We start from the raw sequence: 25,123 nt of genomic DNA, 5'->3' as shown, positions 1-25,123 counted from the left end.
GCGCACTGGAGCGAACAGGGCACACCTGCATCCTAAAAATTTGATAACGTTTATTTTCCCAATCAAGATAGATGGACTGGCGGAAACGCGTCACGCTTTCTCAACAGGAAACAGTCTGCCCGCCCGCTTTAGCTATTATCCACGGACAGTGTTTAGGGTAACGGAAACCGGATTCGGCACCGGCCTCAATTTTTTGGCGTTGACGATGGCAGGGCACACTCTATCCGCCACCCAACCAGTATGATGCTTTGGTCTAATTTCGTTTTTCCCTTGCGCTGTTATCAACAGCTAGCGGCACAATGCGTGGTCTTTGAACATCATTGGTGCGATGTTACCCAGCTGGCCTTGGACGAGAAAAGCGCCGTCAAGAATGCCCAGATCCTTGGCTTCGGCTGGCTAACTATCTTGATGCAGCCGGTGGCGCGTGAAGACATGGCCGCTCTAGTCGGGGTAGAAACCGACCGGGACGACCTAATTTACCCGATTGGAGACTGGTTCAATCCGGCGCAGTTGTTGCTAGCGCGCTACAACTTGCCGAGCGCCAGGGGCTTAAACACACTACTTTAGGCCGGTCAACGGCCTAAGAGTCGATGGCAGCGACGGTTGGAGGCTGAGGTTCGCCAATTTATCCATACGTGGGGGTTGGGTTCCAGCGACCTGTTCAGCGCGCCGCTGGCGGCGGAAATCGTGGCGGCCCAGATATTTGGCGAGACCTTGCCAGTCAATCGCACCGTGGCGCAGACCTTGAATCCCAACCGTTTCTGGATACGCAACTTATTGAAGAAGAAAGAGATCGTTCAGCAACAGCCCTTCCTCACCACGCGCAGAGGACTCATAAGTGGGTGAAGCGAGCGCGGGGCGCAAGGAGGACTGCATTACTCTCCTAATTGGACAGTCGTTGTTGTAAGCCGCTGCGCGGGACAGCTGAACCTGGTGTCCGCTACCGCCACTGATCGCCGCGCGTAACCGTGCTACTCCCCGTCGCTATCCATCAGCGCCCCGCGCGGCTAAATGGGTATGAAGGGGCCTTCATCGCCTTTAATAACCACGCATTTCAGCAGCCAGGACAAAACCACTAACCAATCCACACTCAATTCCCCAATGATCGCTGCCCGCATCTTTATAATGGCCGGGTTGACAAAATACGGGTGACCCGTTCATCCTCCGCTGCTAGTTTAATTAACACAGCGTAGGCACGGCACTACGACACAGACGTTGGCCGACATGAGATCCAGCGGCTGGGTTTCAGCAGTTGGAGGCGCTCCAGCGCTGACGCGGCGTCTGTAACAAAATATCCGCATCCAGTCACGACTGGTGGCTAAAGTCCGCTACTGAACCGACCGTCCGTCAGCATCGCCATATCACCGACTAGCACCTCTCCCAGCCCTAAATGTTTCACCTGATTACTCAGGCGTTGGATGGGCAACAACAGATCCGGATGGCTGAAGTAGCGCCGCTGATTCGGCCGTAACACCCGATCATTCCCCACCTCCAGCGGCAACAGCTGAGCGCCGACAATACATCAGTTGGCGAAGCGCTGATGACGCTGGGCGAGCCGGCGATGGGATGCTCTATTTTTGCTACGGCGTCTGCACGGCGCCGGCGTCGAATGCCACCAGCGCCAGCCAGACCGTATTAGCCTACGCATCATGGTCACTATATCGGCGCACCGCAACAACACCCGCGCACTGCACACGCTGGCGCAACAGGTGATCCATCAACACGATCGCCATCATAGCCTCAGCGATCGGCACTGCACGAATGCCGACGCAGGGATCGTGACGACCGAGGGTCACCATTTCCACCACTTCGCCGCTGCGGTTCACCGTCCGACCAGGGACCATGATACTAGAAGTGGGTTTCAGGGCAAGATGAGCGATGACCGGCTGGCCGCTGCTGATGCCGCCGAGAATGCCACCGGCGTGATTGCTTTGAAAACCTTCTTGAGTAATCTCATCACGGTTTTCGCTGCCGCGCTTGCTGATGACCGCGAAACCATCGCCTATCTCGACTCCTTTCACCGCGTTAATACTCATCAGTGCGTGCGCCAGATCGGCATCAAGGCGGTCGAACACCGGCTCACCCAGGCCGGCAGGCAAATTCTCTGCTACGACCGTAACCTTGGCGCCAATGGAATCTCCGGATTTTTTTAAATCCCGCATCAGCGCATCGAGCGCCTCCAGACGGTCAACATCCGGGCAGAAGAAGGGATTTTGCTCCACCTGTGTCCAATCTTTGAGCTCGCAGCGAATAGTGCCCATTTGCGCCAGAAAACCGCGCACCTGCACGCCGCAGTGTTGCGCTAGATATTTCTTAGCGATGGCGCCGGCGGCGACGCGCATCACCGTTTCCCGCGCCGATGAACGACCGCCGCCGCGATAATCCCGTCGGCCATACTTCTGTTCGTAACTGTAATCAGCGTGGCCAGGACGGCAGAGATCTTTGATAGCGCTGTAATCCTGGGAGCGCTGATCTTTATTCTCGATAAGCAACCCGATGCTGGTGCCGGTAGTGACACCCTCGAATACTCCGGAGAGGATCTTCACGCGGTCCGGCTCGCGTCGCTGCGTGGTATAGCACGATGTGCCAGGACGCCGGCGGTCGAGATCGCGCTGAAGATCCTCCTCGCTAAGCGGGATACCTGGCGGTACGCCGTCGACGATCCCGCACAAGGCCGGGCCGTGGGATTCCCCGCAGGTGGTAACGCGAAAAGATTGTCCAATACTGTTCCCTGTCATTGGGACTCCTTACCAATTCTTGATATATAAAACAGACACAACATGGCTGCACGCGAGTTCCGCGGCCGCGCCGGGGGTTTTATCATGGTGCAGCTTATTCGCCGCAGGGGATCAACTGTTGCCGCGTCGACATGAATACACCGTCGCCACCTTATGGCAACCTCCAGCCAGCGGAATGGCACCTGCAGGTATTGCGCCACTAAATTCACCACACACTAACATGCCATTCTTGGCAAGATATCGAATATGCCACACCAACTTAGGTCATCGCTGCCGGCAGCCAGGCTCAGCACCGGTTCAGCGTTAAACTCCGCCGACAAATCGTTCATATCTTCTTCATCCACATAGGGAGAATTAGTCACGATCACGTCATAGGCCAGCGGCGGTAAGTCAGGGAATAAATCGGAGCGAATCGGAGTGGCCTGATGCTTAACGCCGTGCGCCTGGATATTTTGCTCCGCCACCACCAATACACCGGGCAATATCCATCGCGTCTACCCCCATCCATCGCGTCTACCCCCACTTCTGGGTGGGCGGAGCGCAGGCGATGGCAATGCAACCACTACCGGTAAACATATCAAGGATACGCACCGGAGTGGGGTAGATTGCGAAACTAGCTGTAACCGGTTCATCCCAGGGATTACTGTGACCGTAATAGAACTGCGCGGCGTAAACCGGTTGATCGTCCAACACAGCATATCCTGTAGGTATATATTTCCGCTACTACTTCATCCAAAATCTTCATCCAAAATTTTGTCCAATCCACCCTTCGTGACCTTCACTTTCTTCAACAAGTGCTAGTGTTCTATGAAGTGATTGACAAAGCAGCAGCCAGGTAAGCCTTGAAGGGAAACCGGCGCCACTTTTTCGCCGTCGACGGTAAGGAAAGTGTAAACTGAGATAAAATACTAGGCGCAGAGCGAAACAATGAAGAAACGATTGACACTGACGGAGGACGATCTGCCGCTATGTCAGGCAGACGGTGGTAGGTGTCAAGCCGCTGCCACAGAGCCGGGTAAAACCACCGCTGCGGCATACGAATCCACTCTACTCCAGTGACGATTGATTCAGGAGCAGGTGGACGCCAGTTTTACTTTTCGATGCATCCCAGTCCCTGCTTCAGGAAGGGGAGTGTCGTGCTATGTCCGCTCGGATGTGGGCCTCATTAGATGAAAAGCTGCTGGAGATGTTTTTAGATCTGCACGGACTCACGCAGGCGGAGGTAAAACAGGAGCTCGGCGCACTTCTTGCCGCCTGCCGACGAGAAAATGTGTATTGCGCCTGCGTATAGATACGGCAAACATATTTTAAAGCAACAGATTCCCCTTATGGCTAGCACAATATTATTGATATTAAAGGTTTTATTTAGCACTGAATGGAGCTGGCATCCTAAAGATGACGATTACTACGATAGCGAAGCCATCCGGTTACTAGGATTTGGCGCAAGTGTTTACGCTAATAATCAATCGGGGGTCAGTTAATGCATTGATGGCGCTTCACTATCCGATCTTTTGCTAACCTATCTGTTTCGACATCCTGGTTTAAATAGTAAAACACCTCCTGTGATGCAGAGAAACAAAGTTGTTTCCATTCATGGCAACACCCGATTATCAATCGCATTTAGCAATAATATTATCAAGAGTCTACGCTGTGAATTTTATAGATATTAGAGATTGCGATGGAACGTGATATGAATACTGAGATTAAAGTGTTTATTGCTTACTACGAGATACCAGCGCGCTGTAGAGAGCCGCCATAGTCCATTGCACGTGACGTGGTTGGTCGGGCTTCAGACTTGACACCGCGAATAAACCGATTACGATACCTATCGCTACGAGTATCAAGAAAAAGTTGATCAAGCCAGGCTCACCATCATTAACGGCGGCCAGCTTTCCCACACTCTTTTCATAGCCCTAAATAAGTGAGGCCATGTAACAGAGTAGTATGTCGATGCTTTGGATATAAATAGGATATAAAGCAGGAAACCCACACTGACTATCTGCATTCCTGCAAAATAATCCGTGACCATTGTTGAGCTCAGCAGGACAATTACGAATTATGATAGATTATCCATGACAGCGGGAAAATTATAAAACGTTAACAACTGCACTTCGAGGGGACTGGTGTGTCTAGGTAATACTGCATTACCAACAAAACCGACGATGATGCCAGCTAATGATAACACTAAAGAAAAAGGCTTCTGCCGACACCGAAGCAAATGAATAAAAACACAACCAGTAACAGTGCCACCAATGCACCTCTAATGAGTGACTCTAAAGCCGCGACAAGCGCTAATAAAATATTTGCCAATGCGATTGTTGCCCTAATATCATATTCAGATCGTTTAGAACAACGCGGGAACACCGACTGAGCGTAGAGCTAACGATATAAGATTTATAATCAGACATCCCAAGCAGCATGACAATGGCGATAAAATAACTAGAACGGAGGAAGATCATCTGATTGCCATAGGAAAAACCTTCGGCAGGCTATGTTTTCTACGATAACAAGTGCAAGCACCTGCATAAAATTAGATAAGATAGATGTAATACTGATGGATAAATCCGATAGCCAACCAAATCAACAAAACGGCAATGAGTGCAGCAAGCTTACTTACCGTTCAGTAATTTTTTATTCAGTGCTAAATTATGATTACTCATTGCGGTTTATCTGCCATTATTTAGGATTATTATTTAAAATATTATATCTGGATAACATCAGCCACTTGCGCTTGTATTCCAAGCACACTGAGGCAAAGTAACTGCACACAGACGAAAAACAAAATAGAAAGCGATATCGATGTCCAGTTCTCTCGCTAGCCACGCGCACCGCGCGTGAATAAAAGACCTTTGCTAACTGAACCATATCACACAGACAAATATTTTGTATAAAGTTAATAACGCTTTTAATGCGCGCCGGCTGAGAAGTCTGAAATCGGCTTAATCTTGAATGTATTCAACTCCCATTGAGGTCATGACTTGATAAAAGGGTAGTGGGGGTTCGCTTAAAACAATTGTCGCCATTTCTTCGATAGTGCACGCAAAAATGAAACCGCAAACTATGCTAACCGCACAACAGATGAAATTAGTCAGGTAAATGTTGATGCCAACATGAATAAGGGTGCAACATGAATAAGGGTGAAAATAACCGCCGCTGTGGGCGCGGTATTTGGTAACCCGACCAAACAAAATTTTGCCGTTTGTGTGAGCGAATCACCTGGAATGCAGGATAATAAACGGAATGGCTTACAGTGCTTGATTACCTAAATTTTTCAGTTTATTCCCATTAAACTCCTGTTTCCGCTGGTCAAAATGTCGCCGGTTCTTCGCAAGTCTTAATATGTTAACAAACACAAAACTTTCATATATTAATAATTATTAATTGATTTGTTATATAACAATATATACCGTTTCACCCAAGTAAGTCGCAACCACAACCTCCCTCCTAGACCGGACGGTACCGACTGTCTCCACCTGACCACGGAGCCTAATAGCACCAGCGGATTCACCGTGTAAACCACGCTTTATGGCGAATACGGTTGACATTAGGGATGAGCTTTGTGGAGGGGATGGATTTGAGGGTTAATGTTTCTTAAGGACGGACGAAGACGCGCCGGAAGGCGAGACAAGTCTGGCGCACAAAATACGGTGAGCGGTAAGAATAAGACATCTGCTGCCGATCCTCACCCTGACAAAGCGCCCTGCTAACCCGCATCGGGAAGATTAAGTGCCACAAAAGCGGCGATCTCAGCCAAAGCACCACTCAGTCTTTCGCCAGCGCGACAGAGCGATAAGCCACTAAGCAGGGCGCGAAACCCGTTAGACGTAAGCCATAGCATTGTCGTAGCGGCGTCAGCGTCAAAAACGTCGTCGCGGCAACGGTCTAGTATGGGAAGGTTATAAGTCACCTCTCAAGGGACAGTTTTCGCTGCGTCCGCACGCCATTTGTTCAGACTTTCGACAGCAGTTGCATTGGCCCCATTTGCCAGCACAGCTTGCCGCTGCCGCTGACGGCGTTCAAATCCACGCCTGCCACGGCAGAAGTGGCGAACATCGGCGGCTGCTTCTCGTGGCATAAATCCGCCACCAGATATCCCACCAACGGCAAATGGGAGATGACTAGCACCCGGGTAAGCCCTTCATTCGCCAGCGCTTGTAAATAGCAGCACACCAGTCCGGCATCTCCGCCTGGCGTCAGCTCCGGCAACACTTCATGGCCATCCGGCAATACCAGATATGTCTGCAGGGTGTCGAGCGTCTGCCTAGCGCGCAAATAGGGACTGATCAATACCCGATCGATATCTGCTGCTTGGCCGCTAAGCCAGCGCGCCATCAGACCGGATTCGTCACGACCCCGATCGGTTAGGGGCCTTTCCGCATCACTGGCGGCCTCGGAAACAGCATCGCCATGCCGCATAATTAGAACTTGCATAATGCACCGTTGTTGTTGGGAAAACGCGCCCAGTCGGCTTGGGAATGCCCACAGCCTGCCATCGACGCACGGATCGTGCCGCCATGTACTTGCGGTGACGACATAACGACCGTGCCAGATGGACAGTCTCATCTGGCCAAAACGCTGTCTTTTACATCAACTCCACCCAAGAAGTCAATATCACGCGCAAGGCCATTTGCACGCGAGCCGCGATTTCGGAATGAAAATGCACCGCGCCTTTACGATGACTATCAGGCCATGACAACACTTTAGTCAAATTGTGCATAAACACAGTGGAAATATTTTCAACGTGGAACAAAACGGTTCCCCGCCGCGCCGTAAAAGTTCAGCAAAGAGATTCGGCACGGGCGTTAACACAGGTCCAGTTGGAAAATCAGCGCTTTCACCTGACAGTGAAATCGTTGTCCTACGGTTTAATCCTGGCATCGATTTGGCAAGGATCGGATTTCACCCCGCGCGGGATTTTCCGTCAGCGTGGCCAACATCGATTCCACTTACTGGTGAACCGTAACTTCGCGGCTAAAGCTCGCCTTACAGTTTTCATTATCAATAATAGTGCCAACGTCAACACAACAGCAGGCTGCCGTTTCATTTGCGCTGCATTTGTTCAGTGCATTCGCCATTGTGTTCTCCTCGCCCGGTAATCCGGGATGGCGCTGGTCATCCTTACTTATTATAGGAAAAACAATTATACGCCCCTTGCGCCGGCGTTAACAGCAGATCAGGCGGACGATAGAGCCGTCAAGGACGTGTTTTGTCACCCGAGGTAAACGGAATTGCTCGCTATTCCCAGCGCATTACCGATATAGCAAGCGCCATAAACGGAACGTCATACCCTGTGCGATGACACTAACATCACCGCTCCGGGTCGGGTCGTTACACTTCAGCCCTTGTCCGCACACACGCCCTTACCGATCGGCGCACGACCTCTCTTCCATCCTGACGTTAGCCCATCGACCACAGGGTAGCTCCGCTTATTGGGCATCTATCGAGTTAAGATCGCCTTTGATCGCGGCGGCGTTCGGGTTTTCCCGCGGCGTCAACATACCGTCACTGGCCAGGAAATCATGGCGCTGGAAATAGGCGGCACGCACCATGGCATAAGGATCTTGCGAATTGCGCAGCAGGCCATCCGAATCCAGCAGTTGGGCACTGGTTTCCAGGCCTTCCAGCGCCCATTTGCCGGCGGACATCCACCATGTCAGGTAGTTCAAGAGTGGGTAGAGGTCATCGACCAGTCCGCCGACGTCCTCACGGGGCGTGAAACTGCCGTAGCCAGGCAATTGTACATACGGGCCATAACCGATACCATAATGGCCCAGCGTACTACCGAAGCACCGAGGCTCCTCTTTGGCCAGTTTTGGGTTCGCCATGGAGGCTACATCGATTAAGCCCCCCATGCCAAGCAAGGTATTAAGGAAAAAGCGATTGAAATGCACCATCGCTTTGTATGGCTTGCCCTCGACAAAGTAGTTGACCGTGGTAGCGAACTCTGACAGGTTGGTGAAAAAATTACTCAACCCGTTACGCGCCGACTTCGGCACATAATCCCGCCAGGCCACAGCCGCCGGGCGCACCACGTAGGGATCCAGCACGTTATAGTTGAAATTAAACATGCTGCGGTTGAAAGTTTCCAGAGGATCTGGCCGGCCTTGGTCGTCCTGATTTTGATGAGTGGCGCACCCCAGAAGCAGGACACTGGCAAACGCGACACCTGACAGGCGGAAATGCATTATAAACTCCATTGTATTTTCTTATACCATCGCTAGGGAAGTTGCTGGTCTATCTCAACCGTTCAAAGCGCCCCACTCCAGCCAGCCCTGCGCCTTTTCCTACTCAATGTACTGCCAAAAGGCGTCAGCGCGGGAGTCGGTAGCTGGCAGACGGGCCAACACCTCGTGCCACAGCGCGATCGCTTGGCATCATGGGCTGCTGATAGTATCTGTAGATTATGTAGGTGTTTAGTGATAATCTCGCGCGGCAGCTGATTGCCCGCTGCCGTTGCCGTCGAATCAGAAGAACGGGTCAGCACTAAGTAGTGCAATGGCATCATCCTCCGGCGCTTGACGCCTAGCCTTAGCGAACACCTGGGTCACCATATCGATGTTATCGAGCACTACACCGAGACGGCCGAGGATCAGCCAGTTCTGCTTGTCCTCCGGATGCTGTTGCAGCTCGGCGCGCAAATCGACGGCGAAACGGCTAAGTACTTCGGTACTTAACGGTTGCCCTTGCGGAAATTCGTTAACCGTCTGCCGCCTGCGTAGTACCTGACTCGCGCCGCCGGTCAGGCCATGCATTCCCAGCGCCACCGCCAGCAGCAGTCCACCCCGGGATAAGCACACAACGCAGCAGCGAGGACCACGCCAGCGCCGACACTCACCACGTGGGCCACTCATGGAGCCGGCGCTGATAAAAGCGCTTGATGAGTTGATCACGGCTAACGGTTTCGGTTTCGCTGCGATAGCGCAGCGTCGGTAGCACAAAAGCGCGCAGACAAAAAGCATCGACAGGACGGACGGCCAGAAGCAGAGAAGCTATCATGGCGCATCCCTATCGGCAGGCAGAATTCGCGCCAAACGCTACTGTTGCGCCGACGACAGCGCGCTGATGGCGTGCTTGCGGTGGGCGACTGATAAGCAACGGCCAAGCCACAGCAAGAGCGTAAGCGTATAGGTGACGAAACGGCCGTAGCGCGCCACCATATAATCTACAATTTATTGTTTACTCTGGCCTTGCAATATCAAGTGATAAACTTTATCGCGCATATTTGTCGGCGATGACGACATTCGAATCGGCGATGCTGGTATTCTGGCATTTCGGACAGCATAATTCGGCTATCAATTCTCGGTACTGCTGTTCTTGCGCCACGCTGCTGAATTGATGAATATCAACCGCCTCCGCAGCGTAAGTACTAAGCAGCAGGTCGCCCAACGACGCCAATATCGCTGAGCACATCATTTTTCCCCACCTTACTGGAAAGTAAGAGCGGCGCAATCCCCTACCGACAGACCCGGTCGTTCATATCGCCGGCGCTATACATCCCATAGACCAAGCATTCCGTTGCCGTCTATCACGTTCAGGGTGTAGGGGTTGCTGAACGTGTTCAGCCAGGCCAAGGCTGCTTGCGACTACCTTTGTAATTGATGCCGAGGATCCTCGCGCCCCGCGCGGCGAGGCCGTTAAGGAATTGATACTCAGCGCAGACAGATGGCACAAAGACGCCATGGTCATAGCCGGCAACGGTTTTCCTATCAACGCCGACCCCAGGTGCGTAAAACCGCCACCGTGGCGCTGCGCGTCAACTGCACGGTGAAAGCGCCGCTAGCAGAGACATCAACAACAGAGGTAGACCGATGCCAGCCAATTGGTATAGACTTTAACCAAGTACTGTAAGCGGCAACGGCGCCGGCAATAATAGCAATTGTCTAGCGAGTCGTCCCGCACATCGTCGCGGAACAACCGTTCACAACCGTTCATAGAGAGAGCAGACAGGCCAATAGCGCCGCTACCCACATGACGCTCGGCGCGATACATTTGAGCAACGCCAGCTCCGGCCTATTCCCAAAGGAATAGCGTAATAACAATAAGAAAAGCGGATTAGCTAGCTCATTGCCATAGCGCCACGCCAGCTACAGCTCACGACGCAACACTAACCAGAACATGACGCCATATCCAATGCCATCTTGCGTACCCGACACGCCGAGAGCGGCAATGGTTGATGGGTGGTTAGAATCACCACGCCGCCAGTGGCGCAATACTGCTCAAACTGCCTAATCAACTCCTTGCCCATGGAGGCGAGCGCCGTGAGCGGCTCATCCAGGATCCAAATCAACGCCGGCGTCACCACAGTCTAGCCAAGGCGATACACCGCTGCTGCCCCGCCGATAACCCCGCTGTGCACACATCTTCACATTCCTAAACCCTACCTACTCAAGCGCCCGCCCGATCTCACGTCATGTCGTGCTCCACCGATGCCTTGATAAATAGCAGATTTTCCAACGGCGTTAGGGCGGCATTAATGCCTGCCTAATAGCCTAAAAGCAGCTCATGACAATAGTCGCTCCGGCACTGACGTAGCGGGCGCTGGCGTCAGCGGATCTCACCATCATCCGGTGGTGCCAGACCGGCAAGGATCCGCAGCAGCGATGTTTTGCCGGCACCGTTCGCGCCCTCTATTTGCACCTAATCACCGGGACCGCTCTCATCGTTCAATCCGCTAAAAATAAGCGGCGATCATCGCACACAGGCTAAATTGTGGATTGCTAGCATCAGAAATTAAACCATGTATTAACAAAGGATCGTATCATAACACTGGGCATCGCAGGAAAAGCCGTCGCCGATGCTGCCTTCTGTCTGTTGCCGAAAGTCTGTATTAGATCAATAAAACGTATGCAACCAGTAACGTTAAAATTTTGTTGTTCATTCACCCTAAATTATAGTTGGACATATTTTCACGACCGCCGCCGCACGCACGCGACCGATTGCGCCATATCCGCTATGCTTAAGGTTTGCGATCCTTGCCGCTGTTAAAGAGACCAATCTACGCACCAGACACGCGAAAAGACCCCGTCGCCCATCAGCAAATACCATAGCCCGCTTCGGGACGACGAGCTTTCCCATGCCGGCGGCAAAGAGCATGCAGTTGAAAGCCAAGAGAATGAAGAAGGAATCGATATTGAGGTGATTGAGGTGAAGGAGGATAACCTCCCTTCCCCGCCGCCGTGATACATGAAGAGATTCGCCAGGAAGGAGAGAAAGGGCTGGAAGGTGACAGTCTGGCATTAGAATGTCCGCCATGTCAGCCGACCTGTCGATGGGCACCTCGCAATGGCAAAGGGCGTTTTCACGCGCGTGCTCCCTGAAGGCGCAATCGGTTTTGTCGAAAATCTGGACTACACCATTGTTTTTGTGGTTGTCATCATGGCGCGCTAGCATCTGCTCACGGAGAGCACCTTGACCGCCGTGCTGCCGTTTATGTATAAACCGACCCATCATAATTTTGTTATCCTGATGCGGCTTTGGGACGTGGTGCTGGTAAGTAACCCGATTGGCACGGTGTTGATGGCTTTCGCCTTTAATCTACCTGCCTGTGTTTGACAGCGCTATGCGCGCGGCTCTTATTTCGCTCTTCCAAGGGGCGATGGGCAACACCCTGTGGAGATATTTTGCAACGCCATTATCTCCGGCCGAATCATCGCATCGCTGGTCTAGATGATACCCATAAAACACAATGAGTTACTCATCATTATCCTGATTACATATTTAATATGCATCGGTAATTTGACCCATATCGTGGTGGGATCGATCGAAATCCTGTGTTTGGTCTTCAACGGCAATATCTCGTGGTGGCAATTTTCTATCCGTTTCAACGACTTGAGCCATCACCGGCGGGACATCCGCCGCTAGCGGCATATAGAACGGCCTCCGACAAGCAAGATTAGTCCCGACCCGGGCACTGCGGCAGGCCCTTTGTGTGACGCCAAAGACTTAAGTCGCGCAATGCGCGCGATGCCACTTGGCCAGCATGAAGCATGCGCAGCACATCCTCTCTGACGTCAGTCCCTCTCCCTCTTAATACGAGTTTCTCTCCATGAGGCGAGTAACGCCGCCTTTGGCCAGGCATTGAGCAAACGCGCCGCCAAGTGCTTATTTCCGTGGCTAGATACGCTATACTGACTGTTGCGTGACATGTCTCCGTAGTTAAACGGATATAACAAGCCTCTCCTAAGGGCTAGTTACAGGTTCGATTCCTGTCGGGGATACCATTTAAGCATTCCACGTGCTAAGCATTCCACGTGCATAGCCCCGCATTACCTGGCCTTTTCCATACAATGCCTCCGGCCAAATTGCAATTACTTGACATTACATAAAATACATTGACGATGCCGAACTCTCGCGGGCATTCATACGAGCATAATCTAAATGCCCTTACAGCGATACCCACACATCCTAACCGCAAAGCAGATAGAGCAAGCCAAACCAAAAGACAAAGGTTATCGCCTGTCCGATATGGGCGGCTTTTTTTTGTTCATAACCCAGTCTGGCGCCAAGGTCTGGCGGATACGTTATCGTTTCGGGTGAGGAACAAGCACTTAGCACTGATGATTATCCGGGCATATCGTTGTCAGAGCCAGAGCCATCCAGGCGCCAACTAAACTGAAAGACAGGCCGGCAACAATCCAGCCAGCGACAAGAAAGCGTTAAAACGCCTGCAGTGTCGCGACCTGGTGCTGAAAGCCGAAAAAGATGGTCAGAAATATGCCACCGAAATCATGAGCATGTTTGACAAAGACATTTTTACATTTATCTGAAATTTCCTGTTTCTTCATAAACCGAATAGGGGGATTTAATCGTACATTGGCCGGTTTATTGGTAGAGGTGCTCCGGTAAAAATCAATCTTGAGAATAAGACACTGGAAATACCCGCAGAATTGATAAAGCCTCGCTGGCCTCATATTGTGCCTGTGTCCATTAGTTGCTTTACTTTAATTTTTAAAGCCTATCATCACTGGCCACTGTACATACCACTCTCCAGGGAGAAATGACAAAATAAGCCTACATGGAAACTCTAGCAAATCCGCTCGTATCAGCTTTAATAGTATGGCCATGAGTCACGGGTTCCGTGATCAGATGAGTACAATCTCAAACGAGCACGGTTTCGATCCGGATATGATAGAGAGTCAACTTGTACTTGTTGAACAAGGCGAGAGAGATTTATAATTATGCTTAATATCTCAATAAGCAAGGAGAAATGATACGATGATATGCTAATTATCTCGATGGGATGAATAGCCATTCACTCCCGCATGCAATCATCATGGTCATTATATTTTTTCTCTTCAAGCTATACCACAGACTTAAAGATAATTTAAGTGTAATTCCATCTAATTTTGTTAAACGGAGAATTATTATGGATGACTATACTATAATAAAACCTTTTTACAGGAATATCCCTGCTCAATTTCATGGAAAATTTAAATGCCACTTCGCTTTCTGTATCGAAGTCAACCGTGTATCGATCTGCATATTTTCATGCTATTAATCTGGAATTGAACGACGAACACATTGATATTAAAAAAGCTTTACTAAATTCAAGATTATATCGCGATTGAGCAGGCGCGCTTCGGCAATAGACTTACCGTCATCTACGATATTGATGAAGAATCGTCGTTCACCATTCCCAGTCTACTCGTTCAACCGTTGACGAACGCCATCGGATATGGTAGTAGCGCGGTGGTGACTGCCATTAAAGCCGAGCAGGAGCGTATTCGCATTTTCGTCACCGATACCGACAGCGGCATCAGCGAGGCGGCAATTGAGTAGGTGCGGCGCAACGAACAGCTGTCGTGACGCATCGGATTACTCAATATGCATTAACGGGCCACCTTGCTCTGCGACGAAAGATTACACATCCGTCTCTGGGAGCTCGGCACTGAGATTTAGTTTTATTTGACCGCCGACGGCCGCAAGCGGGCTGTCTAACGTATAATTATTTTCGCGGCTGACAAGCGAAACAGAATGAAAGCCATTATTGTTGAAGACTAATTTCCAGGAAGAGTTATGCTATTTGTAAAAACACAACCATCTGGACATCGCTGCCACCTGAGACTGGCGATTATTTTTTATTACTGCTTAAAACCTTTGAGCTGTGTTTGATGTATTAGCAAGCCCTTCTACGAGCAGCGTAGCGTCACCATGCTGCAAAAGCTTGAGGCCACCGACCCCCTACCCAGCTCAGCGCACTCAGCACTCCCGGCGCCCGCAACAGCCATACCGTTAATCTCATCAAAGATGAACGCATTATCCGACATGAAAACCTCTGTTATGCCACCGCGCAGGAGAAGGTCACGCAGGTTTTTATGCCAGCGAAATCTACACGATATTGATGGAGATAACGGATTTTGCGCCCGTTTTCCGGATGACGTATTTTCGCCGCTCTTACACCATCAACAAAGATAAAATCGGAGAAATTGTGCCCTGATTTAACAATACCCACCTGCTTCACCTTAACGATTTTGATTGTGAGGTGACGGGTCAGTCGCGGCAAGATGAAAGCCCTTCGCTTGATGATAGGACTCTGATATCGGCCGGCATAATGTCGGCTCATGGCAAAAGCCAAAGGATAGCCAGACGCGACGGTTAATCCCCCAGAGTCTCAAAGCGCAGAACGGCGGCCTGTGCTGTGGCGCGGAAAACGCACGAGGTAAATTTCCCACCGGCCTGCGCTTATATAAAACACGGCGATGGGAAGGAGAGTACCCGCCCGCGGCGGGTGCGGGAAGCGCGCATGTTAAAGCTGATGGCCCATAAGTTGGCGCATATGGGCGCCGGCGCCAAGTAATCCGGGCTGCTGATGGCGAATCAAGTACACTGGAATATTCAGCAGATAATCCTTAAAACGCCCTTTATCTTCAAATGCTGCGCGAAAACCGGAGGCGCGAAAGAAATCCAAAAAGCGCGGTACGATACCGCCGGCGATATATACGCCGCCGAAAGTCCCCATATTTAACGCCAGGTTGCCGCCGAAACGGCCCATCAGTACGCAGAACAGCGAGAGCGCGCGGCGACTATCGATACAGCTGTCGGCCAGCGCCTGCTCTGTCACCTGCTTGGGCAGCAGATTCTCTGGCAAGCGTCCATCGGCTTTGACGATCGCGCGGTATAAATTCACTAGTCCAGGGCCGGACAGTACACGCTCCGCGGAAACGTGCCCTAACTCTGCGCGTAGCACCGACAGAATATTATCCTCTTCTTCACTGTTAGGCGCGAAATCCACATGGCCGCCCTCGCCCGGCAGGCTAATCCATTGCTTCTTCGTTTGGATCAAATGGCTGACACCCAGCCCCGTGCCAGCACCGTAAATCGCAATCGGCTTTCCGGCGATGGCCTGACCACCGCCGAACTGAATGACGTCTTTTGCTGTCATCATCGGAATAGCCATCGATACTGCAGTAAAATCATTGATAATTTCGAGCTGCTCCAACTCAAGGCTTGCTTTCATCGCTTTGATGGAGAACGCCCAGGAATGATTGGTCATCTCAACCCAATCGTCGGTTATCGGACAGGCGATAGCGATGCAGGCCTCTTTGACTGCAACCTTTTGGCCGATCAAATAATGGCAGATAACTCGCTCCAGGGTGTCGTAATCATCTCCGGAATAGGTATGGATATGTGAGATTTCTCCCGTGTCCACATCGCACAACGCCAGCCGGGCATTGGTTCCGCCAACATCGCCGACCAGGACATAATTTGTCATTCGTTTCAGGCTCCACTTGCTCAATCGCTTGCCGCAAGGCGTTAGCCGGACGACAAGCTTTAATATCAATAGTAAAATAATAATATTTATAAGCTTCATTTATATAAGCTAGATAACCACTTAGGAATGATGACAACGGGCGGTGCCGCCGCCGATCGTCCCTTTAGCCAACGGCAAATTCTACCGCTGTTGCGGCATGAATCGCCGTGATGTCGAATAGCGGAACCGAGACTTGATCCTGGCTGAGCAGCAAGCCGATTTCCGTGTCTCCCAACACTACCCTTTCCACTCCCTCCAACTGCAATTCGGCGATAATCTGGCTCAGCGTCCGCCGGGAACGTCGCGTAAAATGCCTAAACACAGTTCGGTAAAAATGATGTCATATCGGTAAAAATGATGTCGTACATCCGCTTACGCTTGTCAGGCCCTGAAACCACTACTTCCAGCCCGTGTAGCGCCGATAGTCGGTTACGATAAAACGCCTCTTCCATGGAGCGGGTTCCGAGCAAACTGACCCGCCGCACCTTCGTGCGATTGATGTGGAGAGCGTTGGCATCAGAAATATGCAGCAGTGGTAGCGGACAGCGCTGCGTGATAATATCCGCCGCTTTATGCATGGTGTTAGTGCACAGGACGACGCCCTTGGCGCTGACTTGGTGCAGCGACGCGCGCTCGGACAAAACCTCTCCCGTCTCTTGCCATGACTCTGAGGACTGCATGCGGGCAATATCGGCGAAATCCACGCTCGCCAAAACCATGGAGGCGTGTGCAATCCGCTCAGACGTTTGCTGACACCCTGATTGATTAACCGATAATACGGCACGGTGGATTCCAAACTCATGCCGACTAGCAATCCCAATGTTTTCATCCGCTTTCCTTGGGGTGTCCGTGTGGATAATTCTTGTGTTATTTCCAGCGCTCGATAAAGATACCGTCTGGCGCAGCGTTAGCCCACGTCATTCTGACGCCTTTTTTCTCATTTTGGCGAACAGTAAGGAATCTCTATGGTATATCAGGCAAACCCGTTCCGTTACGAAACGATGGAATATCACCACTGTGGCAACATCGGACTGAAGTTATCTGGCGGTCTCGCTGGGGTTTAGCACAATTTTGGCGATGCCACCTTGTTGGATACTAACCGCAAAATGTTGCGTCATACCTTCGACTGGACATTGCCCATTTCGATCTTGCCAATAATTATGGCCCATCTCCGGAATCGGCAGAGGAAAACTTTAGCAGGCTGCTGCGCGAGGATTTTACACCCTACCGTGGTGAATTTGATTATCTCCACCAAGGCGGACTACACCATGTCTTATTGTGATTGTGGATCGAAGAAGTATCTGGTGGCTAACCTGAATCAGAGTTTATGGCGCCTGAGGTTGGATTATATGGATATTTTCTATCATCACCGGCCGGAAGGAGGAGCGGACATTCGATCTGCTGTGTGAGCTTGACACACCCTGTCTTATTCATCAGCCGAAATATTCGGTATTCCTGGGCGGAACCGCAATTATTATCCAGTCTGGCCAGCCATGCCGTCGACGCAATCACCTTTTCGCCGCTGACGGGCGGAGTACTGACCGATAGGTACACTAACGGCATCCGCCATGTTGTCTAACCGGAAATTTAGCGGGCGCGAGCTGGGGTCCAGCGTGACGCCTACCGCCACGATAGGCCAGCACAATATGTTGATGATCGGCTTATTAACCAATTTTACTAGCTGGAGGTTGCCGGTGAAATACCGGCAACGGCATGAGCGCCAGCACGATGCAAAAGCTGAGAGGATACACGTCGGATCCAGCCCCCAGTAGAATGACGATAAACGACGGCAGCATGTTTATCACCTGCCGAAGCAACAGCGGGATATGGGAATGCACAAATCCTACATCACAACCTGATCGGCCATCATGCCTACCACCGTGGATAAGAGTCCCACCGCGACCAGACTCAAACAGAACACCGTAGCGGCGGCGGTATGGTTGAGCAATGGCGACAACGTCAAGTAGGCTTCATCCAAACCAGCGATATCTGTCCGCTGAAATGAAACACCGCCATTGCGGTTACCATCATTGCCAGATTGACGAACCCGCAGTCGTCATGATGGCCACATCCAGTTTAAACGTTCGGCGCGGGCTGCCCACGCAGCTGTTCTGGGTTAATGAGGAGTGCAAATAAACTGCGTGCGGTATTCTTGGCCGCCCGATGCACCGGCGGCCAAGAATACCGCTTAGCCGTACTTCAAGCGGTTTTTCCCCGCGATTTTCAGCATCAAGATTGAAGGTGGGGTGACAACGCCGGTAAGTATTGCGCCTTGAAGCAGCGTTGCTCAGCAGCATTTGCCGATGGCGGCGTCGATAAATTCTGACAGATCAGTAGCCATCGCGATGATTTCCACCTGTACCTATAGGCCTAGACCAACGGACGAGAAAACGATCGCTGATATGTTCAACCAGATCGGTGGCGATCCCAATTTCGTGGACAAAAGCTGAATCAGCATCGCCATAATATTAGCGGTAAAAGCTGGTCCGAATAGGGGGGTTCACTTTTCTCGCTGCACGATTGGCACGGCCGTCAATCATAGAACATGTTTATGAGAATAAACAAATAATAATGATCATCAAGTGTATTTATAGCAATTCTTCTTATCTCTACGATAATAGCTATTAATGCACGGGCTGGCGGCCTGGGCTCAACGTCGTTTCACCTTGACAAAAGTACATACTATACTATATCGTGGTCATTATCATTTTGATACTAATAATTAATAAAGTGTATAAATTTCGGGTGTGGACGATGGCCACGCGGGAGAGAAGGAGGATTTTGCTGTATTGCAACTTATTAACTCGTTTTTACCTGCCCCGTTAAATAGAATGAGCGGCGAATTCTGCCTGCCTCATTTTTGGAGCAACTATGTCTCGTATTTTTCACTTTGTCCTGGCACTCGCCGTGGTGGCGAGCCTGGCAATGCTGGTTAACCGCGATCGTAAAAACATTCGCGTGCGTTTTATTATCCAACTGTTAGCAATTGAAATTTTACTCGCCTACTTTTTCCTCAATTCTCACATCGGTCTGGGCTTCGTGCAAAGTTTCTCCGCCCTGTTCGATAAGCTGCTGGGTTTTGCCGCCGAAGGCACCGGTTTTGTGTTCGGGAATATGAATAAACAGGGTTTGGCGTTCTTCTTCCTGAACGTCCTTTGCCCGATTGTATTCATCTCGGCGCTTATCGGCATCCTGCAGCATATCCGCGTGCTGCCCTTTGTTATCCGCATCATCGGTACTGTACTGTCTAAAATCAACGGGATGGGCAAATTGGAATCATTCAACGCCGTGAGCTCGTTGATCCTCGGCCAGTCGGAAAACTTCATCGCTTATAAAGATATCCTCGGCAAAATGTCTGAACGGCGCATGTACACTATGGCCGCCACGGCGATGTCGACTGTGTCCATGTCCATCGTCGGCGCTTATATGACCATACTGGCGCCAAAATATGTCGTGGCGGCGCTGGTGCTTAATATGTTTAGTACCTTTATCGTTCTATCGTTGCTTAATCCCTACCGGGTAAAAAAAGAAGAAGATTTGCAGATGAACCATCTGCATGAAGGACAAAGTTTCTTTGAAATGCTGGGAGAATACATCCTCACCGGGTTTAAAGTGGCAATTATCGTCGCGGCGATGCTTATCGGGTTTATCGCGCTAATCTCTGCCGTTAACGCGCTGTTTAGCCTGCTGTTTGGCATCAGTTTCCAGGGCATCCTCGGTTATATTTTCTTTCCGTTTGCCTGGGTGATTGGCGTGCCCGCGCATGAAGCGCCACAGGTTGGCAGCATCATGGCTACCAAATTGGTGTCGAATGAATTTGTGGCTATGATCGATTTACAGAAAGTCGCCGGTGAATTATCGCCGCGCTCGGTGGAGATTCTGTCGGTGTTTTTGGTGTCGTTCGCCAACTTTTCCTCGATAGGTATTGTCGCCGGCGCAATCAAAGGCCTGAACGAACATCAGGGTAACGTGGTCTCCCGCTACGGCCTGAAACTGGTCTATGGCTCTACGTTGGTCAGCGTGCTGTCGTCCGCCATCGCAGGCCTGGTGATTTAGCACTAGGCCTGCCGCGTGAGATGTACTTCGGCCTGTCGGTTGGGGTCAGTCTAGCCGGACCCTAGCCGGACCGTTTTTCTGAAGACGCCCGCTTCAGACGTAAAAACCAGCCTCGGCCGGTTTTTTATCGGTGGAGCCAAGCGGGATCGAACCGCCGACCTCTTGCATGCCATGCAAGCGCTCTCCCAGCTGAGCTATAGCCCCGTATACATCATGATGTCGCTCTGGTAGACGAGCCGCATGATATGAATTCCAACAAGCTCTGTCAATGGCTAAATCGCCAAACGGGCCAAACGCTGGAAAAGCCGTGATGGGCCCTTTATTGCGCCCGCTGGGCGATAAAATCCAGTGCCAAATCAATGCGTGCCAGAGATCGCGACTGACCTATTGCATGCACAGTAACAGCAAGGGCTGGAGACTGACCGGCGCCGGTTACCGCAACGCGCAGCGGCATACCCACTTTGCCCATGCCAACCTGCAGTTGCTCGGTCGTTTGTTCAATGGCCGCATGCACTGAAGTCGGCGTCCATTCATTGAGCGCCGCTAGCTTAGCGCGAACCGCCTGCAGCGCCGGGGCTGCCACCTGACACAAATGCTTTTTGGCCGCATCGACATCAAATTCGCTGAAATCTTCGTAGAAATAGCGGCAGCTGGCGGCTATCTCTTTGAGCGTTTTGCAGCGTTCGCAGAGCAGTTTTACCAGATCCGCCAATTGGGGCCCAGTACGGGTATCGATCCCATGTTGCTTAATATGCCAGACCAGATGCGTGGCAACGTAGTCAGCCGGAAGATGATTGATGTAATGATGATTAAGCCACAGTAGTTTTTCGGTGTTGAACGCGCTGGCGGATTTGCTTACCGCGTCAAGGCTGAATAGTCGCTTCATATCGTCGACGCTGAAAATTTCTTGATCACCGTGGGACCATCCTAGACGCACCAGATAGTTCAGCAGCGCTTCCGGCAAAAAACCATCATCGCGGTACTGCATGACCCCCACCGCGCCGTGGCGTTTGGAAAGCTTCTTGTAGTCGTTGCCCAGAATCATCGGGACATGGGCATAATCCGGCACAGGTGCGCCCAGGGCCTTGAGGATATTAATCTGCCGTGGCGTATTATTGATATGGTCCTCACCTCGGATGACATGGGTTATCGCCATATCGCAATCATCCACCACCACGCAGAAATTATAGGTGGGCGATCCGTCGGTTCGGCGGATTATTAGATCATCGAGCTCCTGATTGTTGAACTCGATAGGCCCGTGGATAAGATCGTTAAAGACCACTGAGCCGTCCTGCGGGTTGCTAAAACGCACCACGCAGGGTTCATCTGCGGCGTGATGGTCGTAGCTGTCGCGACATCGTCCATCGTAACGCGGTTTTTCGCCACAAGCCATCTGCGCTTCGCGCAGCGTCTCTAGCCGCTCTTTGGGGCAATAACATTTATAAGCACTGCCATGGGACAGCATGTCGTCAATGACTGCGTTATAGCGATCGAAACGTTTAGTCTGAAAATATGGACCTTCATCCCAGTCCAAGTTGAGCCAGTTCATACCGTCCATAATTGCCTTAATCGCCGGCTGCGTTGAGCGCTCAAGATTGGTGTCCTCAATGCGTAACACGAATTCACCGCCCAGTTTGCGGGCAAACAGCCACGAATAGAGCGCGGTACGCGCGCCACCAACATGCAAATAGCCCGTGGGGCTGGGTGCAAAACGGGTTTTAATTTTCATCAGCTACATTGCCTTCATTACGCATTACGCATGGCGAAGGGCCGGAATGGTACTTCCAGTCAATCCGGCCAAGAATAAAAAGTGGCAAATAGTCTACCACTCATACCAGAATCCTCAACGCCTGTCTTCCTCATCGGGGCGGTTTTCACACACATCATGGCCTAAGACCGCCGCCCAGGATGGCTAAATTTAATACGAACACGTAAATTCACAGGAAAAATCGTTGACTCATTGCGGCGGTTCCCTATAATGCGACTCCACGTAGCGGGGTGATTAGCTCAGCTGGGAGAGCACCTCCCTTACAAGGAGGGGGTCGGCGGTTCGATCCCGTCATCACCCACCAATTCTGACGTTTTTAGGTGGGTCGTTAGCTCAGTTGGTAGAGCAGTTGACTTTTAATCAATTGGTCGCAGGTTCGAATCCTGCACGACCCACCACTTCTTTTTCTCTTCTCCGTTTGCCTGCTGTACACATCGTCGCCTACCCTGTCGTGCTGCTGTCAAAGGCACGCTGCAAATACGTCCGTGCGTTCAGGTTGCTATTCGCCGCCGCAGACGGTAGTCTCTGTGCCCTGTTCTCCTTTATCTAGTCAAAACGCAAAACGACCACGCTATCTGTCATAGACAAAAATCGATTACGTTGCCTACGATTCACTAGCTCGTTACATCAACTTCAAATGCCACAGCAGGCTAATCGGCGCAAATATCATAATATATCATTGCTTGACTATATATAAACATAGTGCCTATGGCGGTGTTATAAAATCCTCTGGAGCAATATCACGTTTATGGGCGCCAGTGGAATGAATAACAAGACTTTATATCCATGAATAAATAATACCCTTACAACTGAGCAGAATAAGGAATTGATATCGTTGCTGGAAACAGCATCCTTCTTTAGGCTCAAAGTAACCAAAATTTATGATTGACTCTCATAAATATGGCATCCATTACCATACTTCTGACCAACAGCAAAACTGCCGAATTGCTTGAAGTGTGTATTCCTTTCTAGATGGTAAAGATATTTACTATTGCAGCAATAATGCTATTTCTCTTTTCCCCAATTCAAGTATTTACCATTCTGTTTTCTTGATAACATATCACCAGGCACACTTAATTGTTAAAAACCTGTGACAGACCAATTCTCAATTTTTTCAAGCTAACTAAAACCATTGAGGAAAATAAAATGCATAGTGTTACCAATTATACGCGGACAAGACTTTATTGGTTAGACGCTGCTGGCATGAGTAAATTGGTTAACCACGATCACCCAGCATTGAGGACAGAAAAACTGAAGCTAGCTTCAGCGTCGGCAGTAGCTAGGTAGATGTTAGCGTCAGCGCGGTCTCAGTTCTTTCATTGAAACACCTTATATGAAGGTGTTTTAGCTTCTAAAATACGCTATCCGCCTCTCCTACGAAGCCGAGCGCGATTCAGATTGAAATATTATCAATCGATACTTAATGAATGAAAGACGACAAAGGTGACAGCAGGGGTGGCTATTACGGCTGTAATTGGACAACGGAATCTTCCGCTTCGGTTAGATGTTTTTGGCTAACACCGCAAGCCAGCAACTGGGGTAACATTTATGCCATCAGTTACCAGGATGTGATGCTGGGATGATCGTAAGTACCAAGACGGCTAGCTATATGAGGAAGAGGGGGGACTATCTTTCAACTGATCGCTCAAAGGGAAGCCACTTAATCAGTGGTATTTGCGTTTCAAGCTTTACTTTATGATGGACAAAGTTAGTAAGAATTCCTTCACATATTTTAATCAGAAGTACAATAAAAGCTGTAATACGTCAGACTTTGCTCCTTACGTACATTCACTGCTGGATTTACTGTCTGAAAGTTTTTCTGTAGCTGGAGAGCAGGTGGGCGTAAATCCTTTTGTGCAGTTAGGCCATAAACCGCGGCACAATCGCAATAAATTTAGTCACGCCAAGGCCGTGTACCCGCTGTATCAATTAGTTGATAAACATCAGTTTGAGGTGGTGAAAAACTAATTGCAGTTTGATGCTACCCTTTGGCTGGTTGATGCAACTCAGTTAAAAGCTACCGACCAGAAAGGCAATGTCAGCTTGCGTTTGAGTATTGATGACTTTTCGTAGGTTTATGGTAATGACCTGATTCTGTTAAGAGGAGGCGCGTTACGCTTATAAAATACGTATAGACAGCCCGACGATGACATTGCGAGAGCTGCCGATTGGTGCATACACCCTATGCTTGCCTACCGGTAAAGATCGTCAATACCAGACAACAACGGATTATCTCAAGGTGAGATGATGCAGCGAAATTGCCTTTGTCAGAAAACTTGCATCGCCGATTATCTCGCAAGCAATAAATTTCTTGGGTATATCAGACGAGGTTTTCGCTACACTATTAGTTGATCGTACTCAAGACAAAACTAATCATAGACGTCTTTACCACCCATAGACGTCTTTACCACCCACGCCGTATTATTATTTTTCACATGTGAAACCTAACCTATGCGAAGATTGTCGCGATTGTTGTCGCATTGGTCCATCTTGTTCAGTTCTTTACGGCGCACAGACATGACTACGCCGGTCGCCGGAAGCTTTGTCAGCAGCGTAGAAGACGCCCGCCGCGCTGACGTAGGCGGCAAACGCAAAGGTGTGAGCTTACACTTTGACGCTGCATGCAGGCTTCCCTTCCCTTATCGTTAGAGATAAACCGCAAGTTGGGATAAAAGGCGTTCGACTAACCTTTCGGCAGGCTCACCGCGGCCGGCGCAATCAACTGCGCGCGCCACATTGGCCTCCACATCAATCAAAGGCGCAGTTAAATCGTCGGACAAGATTATGATGGTGCCGTATTGCTTAATCTTG

Annotated in this window: 18 protein-coding genes, 4 tRNA genes and 9 pseudogenes; 13 read left to right on the top strand and 18 right to left on the bottom strand. The window is 50.5% G+C overall.

Going from position 1 to position 25,123, the window contains the following annotated elements; translation table 11 throughout:
* Window positions 1-270: 270 nt before the first annotated feature.
* Both GPOALKHO_RS01155 and GPOALKHO_RS01150 read left to right on the top strand, forming a co-directional pair.
* The gene (locus GPOALKHO_RS01155; protein WP_406702598.1) at window positions 271-567 is read left to right on the top strand and encodes a hypothetical protein; all 297 of its coding nucleotides are present in this window, start codon (window positions 271-273) and stop codon (window positions 565-567) included.
* A gap of 36 nt (window positions 568-603) precedes the next feature.
* The gene (locus tag GPOALKHO_RS01150) at window positions 604-846 is read left to right on the top strand and encodes a hypothetical protein (protein WP_406702596.1); all 243 of its coding nucleotides are present in this window, start codon (window positions 604-606) and stop codon (window positions 844-846) included.
* A 472-nt stretch (window positions 847-1,318) separates the two neighbouring features.
* Here the strand turns inward: GPOALKHO_RS01150 and GPOALKHO_RS01145 are convergent, their stop codons facing one another.
* From GPOALKHO_RS01145 to GPOALKHO_RS01135, 3 genes and pseudogenes are all read right to left on the bottom strand, one after another.
* Window positions 1,319-1,519 (bottom strand): penicillin-insensitive murein endopeptidase, encoded by a 201-nt coding sequence (locus GPOALKHO_RS01145; protein WP_406703309.1) that lies wholly within the window; start codon window positions 1,517-1,519, stop codon window positions 1,319-1,321.
* Window positions 1,520-1,640: 121 nt separating this feature from the next.
* Window positions 1,641-2,738, bottom strand: a complete 1,098-nt coding sequence (aroC, locus tag GPOALKHO_RS01140) for a chorismate synthase (protein WP_406702594.1) — start codon at window positions 2,736-2,738, stop codon at window positions 1,641-1,643.
* Between the two features lie 94 nt (window positions 2,739-2,832).
* A pseudogene (locus GPOALKHO_RS01135) lies at window positions 2,833-3,380 on the bottom strand (HemK family protein methyltransferase); the annotation flags it as partial.
* A gap of 541 nt (window positions 3,381-3,921) precedes the next feature.
* Between GPOALKHO_RS01135 and GPOALKHO_RS01130 the strand changes: the two are divergent.
* A pseudogene (locus GPOALKHO_RS01130) lies at window positions 3,922-4,082 on the top strand (Smr/MutS family protein); the annotation flags it as partial.
* Window positions 4,083-6,686: 2,604 nt separating this feature from the next.
* On the opposite strand, the gene sixA reads toward GPOALKHO_RS01130, so the two are convergent.
* From sixA to ccmA, 9 genes and pseudogenes are all read right to left on the bottom strand, one after another.
* Window positions 6,687-7,169, bottom strand: a complete 483-nt coding sequence (gene sixA / locus GPOALKHO_RS01125; protein ID WP_406703307.1) for a phosphohistidine phosphatase SixA — start codon at window positions 7,167-7,169, stop codon at window positions 6,687-6,689.
* Between the two features lie 151 nt (window positions 7,170-7,320).
* Window positions 7,321-7,488, bottom strand: coding sequence for a hypothetical protein (locus GPOALKHO_RS01120; protein WP_406702593.1), 168 nt, complete (start codon window positions 7,486-7,488; stop codon window positions 7,321-7,323).
* Window positions 7,489-7,540: 52 nt separating this feature from the next.
* Window positions 7,541-7,813, bottom strand: a pseudogene (locus GPOALKHO_RS01115) (YfcZ/YiiS family protein).
* 351 nt (window positions 7,814-8,164) lie between these two features.
* Window positions 8,165-8,923 carry a phospholipid-binding lipoprotein MlaA gene (mlaA, locus tag GPOALKHO_RS01110; protein WP_406702591.1) on the bottom strand — a complete coding sequence of 253 codons (759 nt, stop codon included), beginning with the start codon at window positions 8,921-8,923 and terminating at the stop codon, window positions 8,165-8,167.
* Window positions 8,924-9,202: 279 nt separating this feature from the next.
* Window positions 9,203-9,535, bottom strand: coding sequence for a hypothetical protein (locus GPOALKHO_RS01105; RefSeq protein ID WP_406702589.1), 333 nt, complete (start codon window positions 9,533-9,535; stop codon window positions 9,203-9,205).
* Between the two features lie 34 nt (window positions 9,536-9,569).
* A complete protein-coding gene (locus tag GPOALKHO_RS01100; RefSeq protein ID WP_406702587.1) occupies window positions 9,570-9,734 on the bottom strand; it encodes a hypothetical protein in 165 nt (54 codons plus the stop codon).
* A gap of 38 nt (window positions 9,735-9,772) precedes the next feature.
* Window positions 9,773-10,148 (bottom strand): annotated as a pseudogene (locus GPOALKHO_RS01095) (cytochrome c-type biogenesis protein CcmH).
* 358 nt (window positions 10,149-10,506) lie between these two features.
* Window positions 10,507-10,822 (bottom strand): annotated as a pseudogene (locus GPOALKHO_RS01090) (heme exporter protein CcmB); the annotation flags it as partial.
* 20 nt (window positions 10,823-10,842) lie between these two features.
* Window positions 10,843-11,417 (bottom strand): annotated as a pseudogene (gene ccmA, locus GPOALKHO_RS01085) (cytochrome c biogenesis heme-transporting ATPase CcmA).
* Between the two features lie 729 nt (window positions 11,418-12,146).
* Here ccmA and GPOALKHO_RS01080 point away from each other — a divergent pair.
* From GPOALKHO_RS01080 to GPOALKHO_RS01060, 5 genes are all read left to right on the top strand, one after another.
* Entirely contained in the window at window positions 12,147-12,290 is a 144-nt protein-coding gene (locus GPOALKHO_RS01080; RefSeq protein ID WP_406702586.1) for a hypothetical protein, read from the top strand.
* Window positions 12,291-12,404: 114 nt separating this feature from the next.
* Window positions 12,405-12,599 (top strand): hypothetical protein, encoded by a 195-nt coding sequence (locus GPOALKHO_RS01075; protein ID WP_406702585.1) that lies wholly within the window; start codon window positions 12,405-12,407, stop codon window positions 12,597-12,599.
* Between the two features lie 284 nt (window positions 12,600-12,883).
* A tRNA-Arg gene (locus GPOALKHO_RS01070) sits at window positions 12,884-12,958 on the top strand.
* Between the two features lie 157 nt (window positions 12,959-13,115).
* A complete protein-coding gene (locus GPOALKHO_RS01065; protein ID WP_406702583.1) occupies window positions 13,116-13,274 on the top strand; it encodes an Arm DNA-binding domain-containing protein in 159 nt (52 codons plus the stop codon).
* A gap of 1,119 nt (window positions 13,275-14,393) precedes the next feature.
* Window positions 14,394-14,516 (top strand): hypothetical protein, encoded by a 123-nt coding sequence (locus tag GPOALKHO_RS01060; RefSeq protein ID WP_406702581.1) that lies wholly within the window; start codon window positions 14,394-14,396, stop codon window positions 14,514-14,516.
* Window positions 14,517-15,015: 499 nt separating this feature from the next.
* On the opposite strand, the gene GPOALKHO_RS01055 is transcribed toward GPOALKHO_RS01060, so the two are convergent.
* The 3 genes and pseudogenes from GPOALKHO_RS01055 to GPOALKHO_RS01045 form a co-directional block, all read right to left on the bottom strand.
* On the bottom strand, window positions 15,016-15,189 hold the full coding sequence (locus tag GPOALKHO_RS01055) for a hypothetical protein (RefSeq protein ID WP_406702580.1): 174 nt from the start codon (window positions 15,187-15,189) through the stop codon (window positions 15,016-15,018).
* A 294-nt stretch (window positions 15,190-15,483) separates the two neighbouring features.
* On the bottom strand, window positions 15,484-16,449 hold the full coding sequence (gene glk, locus GPOALKHO_RS01050) for a glucokinase (RefSeq protein ID WP_406702578.1): 966 nt from the start codon (window positions 16,447-16,449) through the stop codon (window positions 15,484-15,486).
* A 163-nt stretch (window positions 16,450-16,612) separates the two neighbouring features.
* Window positions 16,613-17,317 (bottom strand): annotated as a pseudogene (locus tag GPOALKHO_RS01045) (amino acid racemase).
* Window positions 17,318-17,453: 136 nt separating this feature from the next.
* Between GPOALKHO_RS01045 and GPOALKHO_RS01040 the strand changes: the two are divergent.
* Window positions 17,454-18,052 (top strand): annotated as a pseudogene (locus GPOALKHO_RS01040) (aldo/keto reductase); the annotation flags it as partial.
* A 42-nt stretch (window positions 18,053-18,094) separates the two neighbouring features.
* On the opposite strand, the pseudogene GPOALKHO_RS01035 reads toward GPOALKHO_RS01040, so the two are convergent.
* Window positions 18,095-19,028: pseudogene (locus tag GPOALKHO_RS01035) on the bottom strand (divalent metal cation transporter); the annotation flags it as partial.
* Window positions 19,029-19,359: 331 nt separating this feature from the next.
* On the opposite strand from GPOALKHO_RS01035, the gene GPOALKHO_RS01030 reads away from it, so the two are divergent.
* A complete protein-coding gene (locus GPOALKHO_RS01030; protein WP_406702577.1) occupies window positions 19,360-20,544 on the top strand; it encodes a NupC/NupG family nucleoside CNT transporter in 1,185 nt (394 codons plus the stop codon).
* Window positions 20,545-20,675: 131 nt separating this feature from the next.
* Here GPOALKHO_RS01030 and GPOALKHO_RS01025 read toward each other — a convergent pair.
* Window positions 20,676-20,748 (bottom strand) — tRNA-Ala (locus GPOALKHO_RS01025).
* Between the two features lie 115 nt (window positions 20,749-20,863).
* On the bottom strand, window positions 20,864-22,273 hold the full coding sequence (gene gltX, locus GPOALKHO_RS01020; protein WP_406702576.1) for a glutamate--tRNA ligase: 1,410 nt from the start codon (window positions 22,271-22,273) through the stop codon (window positions 20,864-20,866).
* Window positions 22,274-22,540: 267 nt separating this feature from the next.
* Between gltX and GPOALKHO_RS01015 the strand changes: the two genes are divergently transcribed.
* The 3 genes from GPOALKHO_RS01015 (at window position 22,541) to GPOALKHO_RS01005 (ending at window position 24,280) form a co-directional block, all read left to right on the top strand.
* Window positions 22,541-22,616, top strand: a tRNA-Val gene (locus tag GPOALKHO_RS01015).
* Window positions 22,617-22,634: 18 nt separating this feature from the next.
* Window positions 22,635-22,710 (top strand) — tRNA-Lys (locus tag GPOALKHO_RS01010).
* 1,297 nt (window positions 22,711-24,007) lie between these two features.
* Window positions 24,008-24,280: a hypothetical protein gene (locus GPOALKHO_RS01005; RefSeq protein WP_406702574.1), complete on the top strand. Its 273-nt coding sequence runs from the start codon at window positions 24,008-24,010 to the stop codon at window positions 24,278-24,280.
* Window positions 24,281-25,123 lie beyond the last annotated feature (843 nt).

Origin of the sequence: Sodalis sp. (in: enterobacteria) (assembly GCF_036327475.1) — a bacterium.
In the GTDB taxonomy this organism is placed as follows: Bacteria; Pseudomonadota; Gammaproteobacteria; order Enterobacterales; family Enterobacteriaceae.
The sequence above is the reverse complement of the archived record's forward strand: the minus strand, read 5'-3'. Positions and strand labels throughout refer to the sequence as shown.

Bases quoted from the DNA above. Each gene is read 5' to 3' on its own strand.
- aroC (WP_406702594.1), bottom strand. From the start codon at position 2,738: ATGACAGGGAACAGTATTGGACAATCTTTTCGCGTTACCACCTGCGGG.
- sixA (WP_406703307.1), bottom strand. From the start codon at position 7,169: ATGCAAGTTCTAATTATGCGGCATGGCGATGCTGTTTCCGAGGCCGCC.
- mlaA (WP_406702591.1), bottom strand. From the start codon at position 8,923: ATGCATTTCCGCCTGTCAGGTGTCGCGTTTGCCAGTGTCCTGCTTCTG.
- GPOALKHO_RS01100 (WP_406702587.1), bottom strand. From the start codon at position 9,734: ATGATAGCTTCTCTGCTTCTGGCCGTCCGTCCTGTCGATGCTTTTTGT.
- GPOALKHO_RS01075 (WP_406702585.1), top strand. From the start codon at position 12,405: ATGATACCCATAAAACACAATGAGTTACTCATCATTATCCTGATTACA.
- GPOALKHO_RS01065 (WP_406702583.1), top strand. From the start codon at position 13,116: ATGCCCTTACAGCGATACCCACACATCCTAACCGCAAAGCAGATAGAG.
- glk (WP_406702578.1), bottom strand. From the start codon at position 16,449: ATGACAAATTATGTCCTGGTCGGCGATGTTGGCGGAACCAATGCCCGG.
- GPOALKHO_RS01030 (WP_406702577.1), top strand. From the start codon at position 19,360: ATGTCTCGTATTTTTCACTTTGTCCTGGCACTCGCCGTGGTGGCGAGC.
- gltX (WP_406702576.1), bottom strand. From the start codon at position 22,273: ATGAAAATTAAAACCCGTTTTGCACCCAGCCCCACGGGCTATTTGCAT.
- GPOALKHO_RS01005 (WP_406702574.1), top strand. From the start codon at position 24,008: ATGATGGACAAAGTTAGTAAGAATTCCTTCACATATTTTAATCAGAAG.